We start from the raw sequence: 13314 nt of genomic DNA on the forward strand, positions 1-13314 counted from the left end.
ACCCGGACTCGCACCGCTTCGGGAAACTCGGCACAGGGCACTTTGTCGCCCTCCTCGCCGATGACGCCTTGACCAAAAGTCCTGGTCCCCCTCGGGTCCAGCACTTGGACCTTCGCGGGGACGGGCGTAATGCGCGTGTCTCCGCGCAGTCCGCTAAAAAAGGCGCGCGCTTCCTCCATGCTGTTCAGGCCGACGTACTCTCCAAACAGATTCGCATCGCTGGTCTGGTACACGGCCACCCGCACCGCAGCCAGGTACTTGTCCGGCTTTGCGCCCCCATCAGGCGCCACGGGCACGCCGCCGTTGCGCGGCGGGTCTTCAGGCCCTGGCTGAGGTGCGCCGCCCGACAGACCGACGATCAACGCGAAGACGAGCAACACGGCAGCCGCGGCCCCAACCGCGTAGTATAGCCGGGGCGGCTTGACCCATGAGCCAGGGGACACTCCGGCAGGGGCTTCCGGGCCCCGCGGCTTATCCTGCACAGAGGTGGCGGGTTCCGCGGTCTGCGTGTCCGGCGGCGGCCCACCCGGCCTGGTGGCGCCCAGCGTCGCGGCGGTCGTAACGGTCGCGGCAATACCTTCGGCCGCGTGCTCGGCGCCGGCCTTGGCTACAATGGCGGTGGCGTCCCCGGCCGTACTGGTAATCACCGTGTCGGCTTCCTTTACGGACTGGGGCTGCAGGCCGAGCATGGCGGCATTCGGCTGCGGCTTGACGCTTTCGCGGAGCGCGACAGCCATGGCGCGGCCGTCCTGATACCGGTCGGCGGGCCGTTTGCTCATGGACTTCAGGATGACGCGGCCCAGGGGTTCGGGCACATTGAAATTCAGTTCCTGCGGCGGCGCGGGGTCGGTCTTGATCACGTGATGCATCACGGTGCTCAACGCCTCACCCGTGAACGGCTTCTCGCCCGTGAGCAGTTCGTACAACATCACGGCCACGGAAAACAGGTCGGAACGCCCGTCGACCTTCTGGCCCATGAACTGCTCGGGGCTCATGTAGAAAGGCGTGCCGATGAGCGCCCCCTCCTGCGTCAGTGTCGAATCGGACATGTGAGCGATGCCGAAGTCGGCCAGCTTGATCGGCGCATTCCGGGGCATCATGACATTGGCCGGCTTGATATCGCGGTGGACCACGCCGTGGTCATGGGCGCAAGCCAGGGCCTCGCAGATGTCCGCGCCGATTGCGGCAGCGGCTTCCGGCGTGAGATTGCGCCGGTCCTCGATCAGGTTCCGCAGGTCGCCGCCCTCGAGGAATTCCATTGCGATATAGGCGACGCCTTCTTCCTCGCCCGCGTCGTAGATCGTAATGATATTGGGATGGTTCAGGGCGCCCGCGGCGCGCGCCTCGCGCAGGAACCGTTCCATCATTTCGCTTGCGTGCGCGGACGATTCGAGCACGTCGCGCCGGGCCGTCTTGATCGCGACGCGGCGCCCGATATTCGGGTCTAATCCCTCGTAGACGACGCCCATGGCGCCTTTGCCCAGTTCCCGGATGATCTGATAGCGCCCCAAGTGATCCGGCATTTTTGTGGCGGTCACGCTGCTTGCTCCCGTTTCTTAAGACTGGCTCCGCAGTTCCTCAATCCATGCCCGCACCTGCCCGGCGTCTTCCGCGTCGGGCAACAAGGCAAGGTACTGTTCGAAATGACGGACGGCCTCCGCCGCGCGGTTCATGTTCGTGTATGTCAGACCCAGGTTGTAGTGCGCGGCGGGATAGTCCTGCCGCAGCCGGAGCGCGGTCTCGAAGGCGCGTACGGCTTCGTCGTTCCGTTTCATCTGCCGCAGCACTTCACCCAGGTCGTTATGGGACTGTGCCTCGTCCGGGGCAAGCTCGAGCGCGGTCTGAAACGCGCGCGCGGCCTCTTCCAGCCGCTGCTGGCGCAGGTACAGCCGCCCGAGATTGCGCTGGACCTCGACCGCGCCCGGCTCCAGCTCAAGCGCCTTCTGGTACGCGTCTTCCGCGCCTGCGGAGTTCCCGCCGGCCGTCTGCGCGACCGCAAGATTGAACCAGGCCATGTAGAACTCCGGCAACAGGCGAACCGCCTCGGCATATGCCGCGACCTTCTGGTCCACCGCCCCGGCGCGGACGCCGCGATTGTAGGCTTCGATCGCGCGCAGATCGGTCTGCGTCGCACCACGCGCCGGCATCAGTTCGCCGTCCACTTCGCCGGTCAAATCGGGCGCGGCTGCGAGCAGCCCGTGGCGGCGCAGCATGTCGTAGGCGTTATTGACCGGGTTAATGGCCGTGATCCAGTCTTCGTCCCGCAGCTTGCCGATGATCATGCCGACCAGGGCGCCGGTCCGGTCGAATACCGGGCCGCCGCTCGAACCAGGCGCCGCGCGCAAGGCCGCCTGAATCACCGGATAGTCGCGCAGCGTCCGGTTCGTATTCGACACCGTGCCGGTCACGACTGAGAAATCCAGGCTGCGCGGCGCGGCGATGGAGATGAGGTCCGCACCGCCGCGCAGTGTGGCTGCATCGCCAATCCGGGCGGCGCCCGGCAGCGGGGCGTCCGCGCGCAGCAAAGCGATCTCGCGCGCCGCATCGATCTCGACCACTTCAAGCTTTGCGGTGCGGCCGTCGTAAAAGCGGGCCTCGATGTTCTGAACGCCGGTAATCTGATGGGCGGTAGTCAGGATGAGACCATCCGCGCCGACGCAACACCCGCTGCTTTGCACTTCCGCGCCCGTTTCCGCGCGCGTGCCGAAAAGCACGGCGACACAGGACCTGGTCTGCTCGACGACCAATTCCGTGTCGAGCGCCTGCACGGCGGAACAACAGAGGCCAAGCCATACGACGTATTTCACACATTGGGTAAGCATGACGTTAGGATACCACGCCTCACCGGTGCCCGTAATCATAAGAGTGCATGCTCCGGGAATCAACGCACGCGCTGCTTGCCGCATTCCGCGCCTGTATGCCGCACGCGACGGTGTGGTAGGATAATTGGGCGTGAACGCGGCACATCGCGGAGAATCGACCGGAAGGACGGACAGGAATGCGGCGGTTCGCTTGTGGTTATTTGGGAGTATTTCTCGTGTTTTCCGGGGCCGCCCGCGCCCAGGACATCCTTGGCGACGTTTTTGCGGGCAAACTCATTGCCCCCGAAGTGGGCCTCTTCGCCGTGTATGACCTGGTGGACCAATCGACGGGAAAGCGCTTCCTGTTGCGACAGGCCATAGTCGGCGAAGAAGAGGTGACGAAGAAGAAACAGGGCTTCTGGGTCGAGGTGGAGCTCGTGCCCGAGTTGGGCTACCCCGTCATCTCGAAAATGCTGCTGACCGGCCCCGCCAACGACCCTGGAAACATTCACCGCATCATTGTGGTGGACGGCAACAAGCCCCCGCAGGAAGTGCCCATTCCCGAAGAAAACGGCGACACGCCGCCCGCATCACAGCCAACGCGGACATCGCTCGGCAAGGAAAAAATAACGCTGCCGGACGGCGAGATCGAATGCGAGCATTTCGTTCTGACAACGGAAAACGCCGAGGCGGGCCAGACCGAGATTTGGTTCAACGAACAGGTGCGCCCAACGGGGATCGTGCGGATGATTTCCCCGCACGGCGAACTGATGCTGCGCCGCTATGGAAAAGGCGGCGCCGAAGGCGAGAGCGCGGTCAAGGTCGAACCGGATGCGGAGCAAGACGCGCCCCGCGCAAACGTCACCGTGCGCGTGGAAGGCGGGCCGCGGGAAACGCCCCCGCCGGCGGAGGAAACCCCGTGAACAAGCCAATATTCACACATGTGGCCGCGATGTTGGCCCTCTGGGCCGCCCTTACGGGTTGCAGCACCACGGGCCGCGAAAACATGCCGGACAGCGCTCTGACTATCGCCCCCTTCGCTCCCGCGGCGGCCAAAGCGCCGATCCAATGGGTCGAGGGCCGTTACCCGAATCTTTTCGCGGAGTCTTCCTATGCCGTGTGGCCCATGTCCCCGGGGATGGAGGAAATCGGCGGGATTGAGGACCCGTATCTTGATATCGAGTGCCTTATCGCGTCGGAATTCGCCGACAGCAGCATCGCCTATGACCTCGCCGGGTTGCGCGGGGTCAACGTGTATCTGATTACACCTGACGGCACGCAGGTGCGCCCCATCCAGATACAACGGGGGACGGAATTGACGGAAGAACCGCGCGGCGCGCTCCGGTATTTCGCGCGCACGAACCACGCTGTGTTCCCGCTGCGCGCGCTGGACCTGGCCGTGCTGACGGGCGCGGGGCCGCAATCCGTGCGGCTTGTGCTTGAGGCGCACGGCGCGGTCTATCAGTTTGAATGGCCGTCCAGTACGGCGGGAACCACGGGTCCGCCCCCTCCTCCGCCCGAGAAGGAAAAACACAGCGCCCGTGAAGCCTGGCAAAGAGCGCGGGACGTGGCGCACACCTTTGACTGATGTGCCGCATCGGGAGGCCGCCCTGTGTCCATCATCAAGTTCTTCATGACCGCCATCGGCGTACTCCTCATCGGCATAGCGGTGTGCGCCGCCGTATTCTCGGCCCAGTTGGAGCGCTTGGGCAGAATCTGGATGGAAGACCGCCTGTCCACGCTCTTCAATACGCGCGTCGAGGTCGAATCGCTCGAAGCGGCCCCGCTCCAGCGCGGCCTCGTCCTGCACAACGTGGTCATCTACAATCCCGAAGGGTTCGAAGCCGGGCCGGCGGCGCGAATCGAGCGGGTGTTGCTGCAATTCGATTTGCGCACCGTGTTCTCGGACCAGACCACCATCGACCGGCTCCTGCTCGACCAAATCGAGTTGCGCGAAAAAGGAATGGGCAAGAACCTTCGCAGTCTTGCGGGCATGGCCGCCGCGCGGCCGGAAGCGGACGCCGGGGAGCCGCGCCTCAAGGTCCGGACACTGGCCTGCACCGGCGGCGAATTGCGCGGCAATATCGTGCCCGTGAAGTTGCGCCCGTTTGAACTGGAACGGGAAGGCAGCGAGCAGTTGGTCTCGAAACCCGATGTCGCGCGGATTCTGCTGGAGAATCTCGGCATGGACATGGTGACGCTGCGCGGCCTGTTGCCGGCGCTCTTTTGATTTCCAGCCGGGCATGACGCCCGGGTACGTTGACATATCGGCGACGCATGGATACCATAGAATTCATGGCGGTGACGCCAGGCGTCCGCCACGGCACGCCCCGTGCCAGACACGGGCGCCCAAGCGAGGAAGGAGAAGCATGGCCCATCACAGCACGGGTGTGACGGGGGTTCCCGCGTGGGGCCGCGCAAGCGGGTTTACGCTCCTGGAAATGCTGGTGGCCTTGGCCGTGCTTGCCGTGGCCACGGGCGTGATCGCGGCCTTGTTCAGCGCCAGCCTGGGTCTTTCAGCAAACAGCCGGCATCAGCGCATAGCGTCCGCGCTCGCGGAAGAGCAATTGTGCGCGGTCGTGCAGCACCCAGAGCAGTACCGGTGGCCTCTGGGCCGCGCCGGGGACCTGGAACTCTTCGAGGTGCAGCCAAGGGGCGCGGCAACCGCGCCTGCCTTAGGCCCGCCCAGCGCGCTGCCCGCCGTTCGGAACGCCGCCGTGCGCACGGACGGCGAGTATGCCCAGTTTTCGTCTCAGGTGTACGGCCGCCTGCCCGCGAAGAACGCCCAACACGTCGAGGTCACGGTCGTCGTGCGCTGGATGGACGCAGGCCGTGCAAAACTGGTGGCGCTCACTTCGGCCGTTCCCAGGATGCGCCTGGAGCAGGCCCCATGAGACGACACCCAGACACCAGAACCGGATTCTCGCTCATCGAGCTCATTACCGTGCTTGCCCTGCTGGCCGTCGTGTCGACCCTCGGTTCGGTAGCGTATTTCCGAGTCGACGCCCGCTGGCGCACGGAGTACCTGCGCACGCGCATGCTGGCCGCAGCGGACCAGGCTTTTACCGCCATGCGCGAAGAGCTCGGAAGCATGCCGTCGCCAGAGCGCACCGGCGCGCCGCTGCGCGGCGTCACAACCACCTATGTCGAGGAGGATGCGGACAACCGGTTCTGGCGCATCAGTTTTGAAGACGACCGGATCATCTTTCCCTGTGAACGCCGCGACCCGGCATCCGGCATCATCAAGCGAAACTCCGTGATGTACCACATCGCGCGCGGCGCGGGGAGCGGTTCCCAACTGATGCGCACATACGGCCCGCTGGACGCGGACATGCCCGCCGGCGCGAGCCTCCCCGTCGTTCAGGACGACCGCGTGCGCGTCCTTTCATTGTGTATCGAGTACGGCAGCGGCGGCGCATGGTCGCGCCATTGGGCCCAGGACGAGCCGCCCGAGGCCGTGCGTGTGAGTCTGGTGCTCGTAGACCGGAACCGGGATTTCGAGCAGGTCGCGGCGAAGGCCGTGTTTCCCATCAGGGTACGGTAGGATGCTCATGAGAACGGCACATCCCATGCGTGCGGCGCCGCGCGAGCGCGGCGCGGCGTTGATTCTCGCCTTGGCGCTCATGGCCGTAATGGCCGTAATGGGCGTCTATTACGTCCGATACATGAGCCTCGAGCAGGAGGCCGCCGACATCGCCCTTGCCGAGACCCGCGCGCGGCTCGCGGCGGACGCGGGCGTACAGGCGGCGCTGGGCAAGCTTGCGGCCGCCCTGCAAAGCAACCCGATGAAAGCAGCGCTTCCCGGGCCGGACCTCGTCGAACTGCCTACGTATCAGTTGCTCCGGGGCGGCTCCGGATTGGAACTCGCGGCGCACGAGCGGCGGCGAGCCTCGGCGGACGTGGTGGTTTTTGACGAGAACGCACGGCTGAACCTGAACTGCACGCCAGCGAGTGTTTTGAGCGTCGCACTGGGGATCGCCCCCGACGCAGCCGAACGGATTGCCGCCGCGCCCAACCTGCCAAAGGAGCAGGGCGGCGGGCTGTTCCTCGCGCCGGAGGACCTCGTGGCGCGCGGGTTCCTGAGCAGGGAAGCCTTCGAGCGCCTGGACCAGACCCTGATTACGACGTATTCCGTCCCGGACCTGGCCCGGCCCGGTAGCTGCCTCAACGTGAACACGGCTGCGCCCAAGGCGCTCGCCGCGGCCTTGGGCATTGACGAAGCAGCGGCAAAGGCGGCGCAGGAGCAGGGGCCATTCCGTTCGCTGGACGCCTTCAGCCAAGTGGCGGGGAAGGATGTGACCGGGGTCACGGACGGCGGCACGCCGATGCCCGCGCGCATGTTCGACTGCGAATCGCGGTGTTTCCGCATCGTGAGCACAGGCGCTTTCGCCCGGGTGGACGTGCGCGGCAACGAATATCAGCGGGCGCGGGCGCGCGTCGAAGCGGTAGTCATGTTCGAGAAACCCGGCAAGTACCGGATTATCAGTTGGAACAGTGAAAGCTAAACTGGAGCGGACCGCGCCGGGGCGAGTCAGGCCCGTTGCGCGGCCTTCAGCGGATGGAGGATAGACGAGATGCCGACCAAGGACCAAGAGCCCCGCCGCACGCCGGGCCGCCGCCGTGTCCGGAAGTTGACCGAGCTGCCCGTGGCCGAGGCCACCGCGCCGAAGCCGGCGGCGGTCGAGCGGCGCGTGGTGGAAGGCGGCGGCTTCCTGCGCGGCGGAGGCGTGCGCCACCACGACGTGACCGTGTTCTTGCGGCAGCTCATCCTGCTGCTCGAAGCGGGCACACCCATATTGAAGTCGCTCCAGACGCTATCCCGGCGCGGCGAGCGGGCATCGGTGCGGGCGCTGGTAGGCGACATCGCCGAGTACGTCGAGGGCGGCAATCCGTTGTGGCAGGCATTCGACCGTCACCCGCGCCATTTCGACACGGTGTTCGTCAACCTGATCAAGGCCAGTGAGGCGAGCGGCACACTCGTGCCCGTGCTGAAACGCGTGGCTTCGTATCGCGAAGAGCGCGAAATCCTGCGCAAGCGCGTCCGCGGCGCGATGGCCTATCCGGTCATTCTCGTCTTCGCGTGTTTCGGCGTGCTGTTGCTCCTGACCAAATTCACCATACCCCAGTTTGAAGCCATGTTCGAACAGCAACAGGCAAAACTGCCCGCGTTTACACAGGCGTTTCTCGGCGCGGCCACGTGGTTTTCCAACTGGTGGTGGCTGCTGGTAATCGCGGCGGTTCTCGTGGCGGTCGTTTACAGGGCCTGGTATGTGCGCAATCCGTTGCGGCGCATGACGGCGGATTATCTCAAGTTAAGACTGCCGGTGCTGGGGCCGATCATCCACAAGAACGCGATCGTCGAGTTCACCCGGACCATGGCGCTGCTGCTCAAGAGCGGCCTGCCCATGATGGCCACGCTGGAACTGACGCGCAACGCCATTCATAACAGCGCGGTTGCGAACAGCCTCCAGCGCATCCGCGACTCCGTCGAACAGGGCGGCGGACTCGAGGAACCGATGCGCGCGAGCAGCAAGGTAATTCCGTCGGTCGTCACGGACATGTTCGTCACGGGCGAGGAATCCGGCCGCGTGGATGAAGTCGCCGAACAAATCGCCGAGACCTTCGACGAGGAAGTGCGTATCGCCGTGAACACGCTCGGCGAATTGCTGCAACCCATTCTGACGCTCATAATCGGGTTCGTGGTCATCGCCTTGTTCATCGCGCTTTTCCTGCCGATCATCTTCATGGTCAGCGAAGCTTCCGGCGGAGGCGCGTAAGGTCAGAGCAGGCGCGTGGCGGCAAGCCGTACCTGCACGGTTTGCCCCGTTCGGTCAATCGTGAACTCCCGTTCTTGGCCTGCCTCGCCGCGCAGGTATGCTTCCAGCGTTTCCGCCGGGACGTGCGCCGCGGAGACGCCGTCCACCGCCACCAGGCGATCCCCCGCGCGCAAGCCCGCCGCGGAAGCGGGCGAACCCAAGGCTACGTGCAGCCACCACAGTCCTTCGGCGAGGCCGCCGAGGCTCAGGCCGAACCCCGCAAGCGGCGGATCCGCCAATGCACTGGAACCGTCCCGCTGTAACTGCGCCAGGCCATGCTCGAAATTCAGGGTAACACGGAATTGCCGGAGAAAACCCATCCCCAGCCGCGCCGCATCGCCGGGCAGACAGGCGCAAACGGGCGAGAACCATTTCGCGCCGCCGACCGACAGTTCCCCCAGCCGCGTCTGCCTCGCGATACGTTGGCCCGCCACGTCAAGCATGGTTTCCAGGTCCGGCCGCGCATCGCGCACCGCCTGTTGCACCGGCGCGGTGGTCTCGCCCAGAGCAACGACGTCCGCGAGCGCCGTATCAATGCGCAAGGGCAGTGTTACCCCGTCAATCACGGCCTCCACGCACGGCGCGCCCGATGCATCGAAGGTAACGGGCAGGATGCCATCGCCTGGCCCGGTCAGGTCCGCCCTGTCCAGCGGCAGCCAGGCTGCCGTGCGCGCGGGAAAATCCAGCACCAATTCGTATCCCGGCTGGTGCGCGGGCAACAGGCCCGCCGCCTGCACGCCCAGGCGCTGTTGCAGCGCCGCGAGGTCCGCCACGACGCACGTGGCGTCCGGCGTATCGAGCCCCGCCACGCGCAGCGCCGCCAGCGTCAGGCGACGGGCTTCCGCCGGCTGCGAGGGCGAGGGCGCTCCGCCGGAGAATTCCGGAAGCCCGAGATGCGCGACAACCGCCGCGTCCAGCACGGGCAGGCGCAGACACGTATCCAACAGAAACAGATACGGACCCGCCTCGTTCACTTGGACCGGCACAAGCGGACAGCTTCGCGCCATCGTCAATGGCGCGGTGATCACATCCGCGGCGCGGGCCGGCAGGCACGCAAGCAGCGCCGCCACAATCAGGACCGGGCGCGCGTTGAAGCCGCCCGCATCAGGCAGACAGAGCACAAGAGAACCTCCTTCCTGGCCACAGGACAACGCATGACGCAGCGCGCCGTCAGTGCACCTGCCGCTGCGGCTCGCCGAATGCCGCCGCCTTCAACCGCTCGATGGCCGAGGGGATGTCCGGGAACCCCCAGACGTTGCGGCCCACCGTGGCGCCCGCGGCGCCCGCCGCGACCACTTCGCGGACCATGCATTCGGCGTCTTCGAGCGTTTCGCAGCGCGGGCCGCCCGCGCAGACCACAGGCACGGGAGTAGCGGCGACGATGTCGCGAAAAGACGCGATGTCGCCGGTGTACGGGACCTTGATGACGTCCGCGCCCATTTCGAGACCCGCGCGCACCGCGTAGAAGACCGCTTCGGGGTCATGGGCGACGGTGTGTTTCTCGTCGCCGCTGCTGAGCGGATAGATATGGGGAATCACGGGCAGGCCCACGCGTTCGGCATCGCGCACGACAGCGCTGAGATGGCGCAGGTAGCGGATCTCGAGCGGGCAGTGCACGAACAGGGCAACCGCGATCGCGTCGGCGCCCATGGCCGCGGCTTCTGCGGCAGTGGCGCTGTCGGCAAACTCCGTTTCATCGGGCCGCAGGGCCATGCTTTGTACGATGAGCGGAACAATGCCCGCGAACAGGTGTCCGTAGCGCATCGCGATGCCCTTGTTCATCGTCAGGGCGTTGGGGCGCCCGCGCACGCATTCGCGCAAGGTGTGTTCCATGGCGCGCAGGGCAGGCGGCAGCCCCGTCGAGTAATTGATGAGATGGTCCACGGCCACGGAGAGAATCCGGCCCGATGGATGGCCAAAAATGCGTTTCAATCGTATGCGCTTGCCCAGTTCACTCAATGGAAGACGTCCTCCCGTAAAAGTTTCCGTGTTTTCGTTTCACAATGCGGCGGACGGCTGGAACCCCAGCAGGGATTGCGGCGTCTCGTAGCAGAGGTCCCGCGCAACGGCCAAGGCGTCGTTCCGGGTGTATTGGCCAATGCGCACCTTGTGCCCGAGCACCTCCGCCAGGCAGCGCCGCACGATCATCATTTTGCCGTACGCCCACTCGACGCAATACGCGTCGGAAAAGAAGCCAGCCTGCTTGTTCAGCGGCAGCAGGTCGAGCCGTTCCTCCATGATTTGCCGGATCGCGCCGGGATGGAAATTATGCCACCAGTAGCCCGCGAGCGAAAGATTCGGCAGCTCGCGGCAGAGCGTGCACAAGCCCTGGTTCGCGTGGCGGCTCGCGTTGAAGCACATGAACGTGACGCCCGGGTGCCGGTTGCACAACTCGCCAAGCTGAGCGATGGTGCGCTGCGACACGCGGCTTCCGGTCTCGAACGGCAGCGGCTCCGCGCCGAAACTGAATTGAAACGTGATGTGCGGCGCCTGCCGTTCCAGTTCGTTCAAGAACAACTCGTTGATATAGGAAGCGTAGATGCTGCGTTCCCGTTCCCCGGCCTGATCACGCCGCGCGAGGGCCGAGGCCATCTCGTCATCCGTGACCGGGCGCAGGTCGAGGTCCGTGGAGAGATGCGTCGCCGTGGCCAGGAGCCGGTCCTTGGGAAAGGCCGTCACGTAGGCGGTCACGGCTTCGCGGATGTCATCCAGCGACCGCAGAGGCCGCTCCGCGGGCGGGCGTTTGCCGGGCTTGATTGGCGTGGCGGCGCCGGGCGGCTTGCCCCAGCTTGACTCCAGTTCGCAGAGCGCCGTATCGAATTCGCCCCAGCGGCAGCGCGTGAAGAAGACCCATTCGAGCGCATATTGCAGGATATCGTCGTCGCGGCCCGTCTGACGGCGCGACCATTCGGTGCCGACGCGCTTGATATTCAGCCGGCGCAGCACGCGCCGGTGCCAGTCGCCGTCCCATTCGCGCGCCTGGATCAGCGCGTGAAGCGCCTGCCAGTTCCCCGCGCTCACCGGGTCATGCCAGTCGTATAGGTCGGCCAGAATCATTCGGGTCGCCCACGAGGTGCTGGTGTTCACCGTGAACTTGAGATAAGGCAAGGCCTCCTCGATGCGGGTCCGCGCCTCTTCCGGCGAGGGCCAGCCCGGATATTCCGTCAGGCGCGCGCCTGAGGGGCATCCCGCGGCGTACAAGTCGCTGACGCCCATATGATAGAGGAGAATCTCGTGCAAACCGCGCGCGCCGAGATGGCCGTCCACCATATGCGTGTGGATATCGATGACCGGCGTTTCCGCCAGCGCTTCAAACAAGTCCTGCTCTACCGAATCCCACATGAGTAGCCCTTTCCATGGCCCGGCAACGGCCGCTAGTATCCCGGTTTGCCGCACAAAGGGTCAACACGCAGCCACACACGCAGCCACGCGAGTTGCCACGCGAGCGCGTGGAAACGGGTATTGCGTCGCGGCGCGGCAACCACGATAATCCTTCAAGACCATCACCGGACAACAAAAGGAGACCGCCCATGCCGGAGCGCATGCCGCGGATAGTGGGCGCCGGCGTGTGTTGTCAGGACAGTATTGTCGTGACGCCGCCCGCCGCGTGGGGGCAAACCGCGCATATCAAGGAGTATCACGAACAGGGTGGAGGCCTGGTTGCGACCGCGCTGGCGGCCTGTGCGCGGCTCGGTGCGTCGGCCTCGCTGCTCAGTTTCTTGGGCGACGACGCCACGGGCGACACCATCCTGCGCGATTTGGAGCATGCCGGCGTGGCGACGGAGCACGTCGCGCGCGTGGCGGGCCGGCGCAGCCCCTTCAGTTTCGTGCACGTGTGCGCGGGCTCCGGTGAGCGGACAATCTTCCATTACAGGCCGGAAGGGCTCGCGGGGGCGCGGGAAATACCCCGGAGACTCGTCGCGCAGGCGGATGTCCTTCTCGTTGACGCGTACTTCCCGGAACTGTCGCGCGCAGCGGCGCAGGTTGCGCGCGCCTCGGGCGTTCCCGTAGTAGCGGACCTCGTTCCCGCTCCGGAATGCGCCGAGCTGCTGCAATACGTCGACGTGTTGATCGCGCCGCGCGACTTCGCGCGCGAGGCGGAACTGGAAACGGACCTGGACGCGGCGCTCGACACGCTGCATGCCTGGGGCCCGCGCGCGGCGCTGATTACATTGGGCGCGGAGGGCTGGGTCTATTCCGGTCCCGAGGGGCGGGGACGAGGGACAGCGTTTCCGGTGGCCGCCGTCGATACCACGGGCGCGGGCGATGTGTTTCACGGCGCGTACACTTACGCGTTGGCGCGCGGTTGCGCGACAAACGATTGCGCGCGGTTCGCCGCGGCCGCCGCGGCCATCAAGTGCACAGCCGTTGGCGGGCGCGGCGGCATTCCGGATTTGCCCGCCGTGGCCGCGTTCCTTAAGGCGCGTCTGCCCGAGCTGGAATGGCCCCCGTTCCTTCGGGCGGATCCCGCGCGCTAAGCGGGGCTGCTTCATGGATTCGCTACCGTATGGGCGCGTTTCGTGTGGAGGGCGATAGCTTGCTTCCGCTCTTCTTCGGGCAGCTTGCGCATTCCGAGCGCGATCGCACTTCTGAAATGGAGTACTAAGCGAGGCGTTCCCGCGCGCGCCGCACGAATTCGCGCTCGCTCGGGTAGGTCATGCGCGCCTCCGCCTCCGCGGGGTCCAGCCAATGGGGAG

At 65.8% G+C, this 13314-nt stretch carries 13 protein-coding genes; 8 read left to right on the forward strand and 5 right to left on the reverse strand.

Annotation, left to right across the window (positions count from 1 at the left end; translation table 11 throughout):
• Together KA184_07975 and KA184_07980 are read right to left on the reverse strand one after the other, a co-directional pair.
• Positions 1-1538 (reverse strand): serine/threonine protein kinase (locus tag KA184_07975; protein ID MBP8129506.1); only part of this gene is annotated, 1538 nt, incomplete at its 3' end.
• 18 nt (positions 1539-1556) lie between these two features.
• The gene (locus KA184_07980) at positions 1557-2861 is read right to left on the reverse strand and encodes a tetratricopeptide repeat protein (GenBank protein MBP8129507.1); all 1305 of its coding nucleotides are present in this window, start codon (positions 2859-2861) and stop codon (positions 1557-1559) included.
• A 137-nt stretch (positions 2862-2998) separates the two neighbouring features.
• Between KA184_07980 and KA184_07985 the strand changes: the two genes are divergently transcribed.
• From KA184_07985 to KA184_08015, 7 genes are all read left to right on the forward strand, one after another.
• Complete coding sequence (locus tag KA184_07985) at positions 2999-3724, forward strand: hypothetical protein (protein MBP8129508.1); 726 nt, start codon at positions 2999-3001, stop codon at positions 3722-3724.
• A complete protein-coding gene (locus KA184_07990) occupies positions 3721-4389 on the forward strand; it encodes a hypothetical protein (protein ID MBP8129509.1) in 669 nt (222 codons plus the stop codon). The genes KA184_07985 and KA184_07990 overlap by 4 nt, the downstream gene beginning before the upstream one ends.
• 24 nt (positions 4390-4413) lie before the next feature.
• Positions 4414-5031, forward strand: a complete 618-nt coding sequence (locus KA184_07995) for a hypothetical protein (protein MBP8129510.1) — start codon at positions 4414-4416, stop codon at positions 5029-5031.
• Positions 5032-5170: 139 nt separating this feature from the next.
• Positions 5171-5695 carry a prepilin-type N-terminal cleavage/methylation domain-containing protein gene (locus KA184_08000; protein MBP8129511.1) on the forward strand — a complete coding sequence of 175 codons (525 nt, stop codon included), beginning with the start codon at positions 5171-5173 and terminating at the stop codon, positions 5693-5695.
• Positions 5692-6345, forward strand: coding sequence for a prepilin-type N-terminal cleavage/methylation domain-containing protein (locus KA184_08005; GenBank protein MBP8129512.1), 654 nt, complete (start codon positions 5692-5694; stop codon positions 6343-6345). The genes KA184_08000 and KA184_08005 overlap by 4 nt, the downstream gene beginning before the upstream one ends.
• 7 nt (positions 6346-6352) lie before the next feature.
• Positions 6353-7306 (forward strand): hypothetical protein, encoded by a 954-nt coding sequence (locus KA184_08010; GenBank protein MBP8129513.1) that lies wholly within the window; start codon positions 6353-6355, stop codon positions 7304-7306.
• Positions 7307-7375: 69 nt separating this feature from the next.
• Positions 7376-8578: a type II secretion system F family protein gene (locus tag KA184_08015; GenBank protein MBP8129514.1), complete on the forward strand. Its 1203-nt coding sequence runs from the start codon at positions 7376-7378 to the stop codon at positions 8576-8578.
• A 2-nt stretch (positions 8579-8580) separates the two neighbouring features.
• On the opposite strand, the gene KA184_08020 is transcribed toward KA184_08015, so the two are convergent.
• From KA184_08020 to KA184_08030, 3 genes are read right to left on the reverse strand one after another with little or no spacing between them, the layout of a single operon-like run.
• Complete coding sequence (locus KA184_08020; protein ID MBP8129515.1) at positions 8581-9738, reverse strand: aspartyl protease family protein; 1158 nt, start codon at positions 9736-9738, stop codon at positions 8581-8583.
• A 49-nt stretch (positions 9739-9787) separates the two neighbouring features.
• Entirely contained in the window at positions 9788-10576 is a 789-nt protein-coding gene (locus KA184_08025) for an aldolase (GenBank protein MBP8129516.1), read from the reverse strand.
• Between the two features lie 39 nt (positions 10577-10615).
• Positions 10616-11959, reverse strand: coding sequence for a hypothetical protein (locus KA184_08030; protein MBP8129517.1), 1344 nt, complete (start codon positions 11957-11959; stop codon positions 10616-10618).
• Positions 11960-12147: 188 nt separating this feature from the next.
• Here KA184_08030 and KA184_08035 point away from each other — a divergent pair, with 188 nt between their 5' ends.
• Positions 12148-13095 carry a hypothetical protein gene (locus KA184_08035; GenBank protein MBP8129518.1) on the forward strand — a complete coding sequence of 316 codons (948 nt, stop codon included), beginning with the start codon at positions 12148-12150 and terminating at the stop codon, positions 13093-13095.
• The last annotated feature ends 219 nt before the right edge of the window (positions 13096-13314 follow it).

The sequence above is a fragment of the Candidatus Hydrogenedentota bacterium genome, assembly GCA_018005585.1.
Taxonomy (GTDB): Bacteria; Hydrogenedentota; Hydrogenedentia; order Hydrogenedentales; family JAGMZX01; genus JAGMZX01.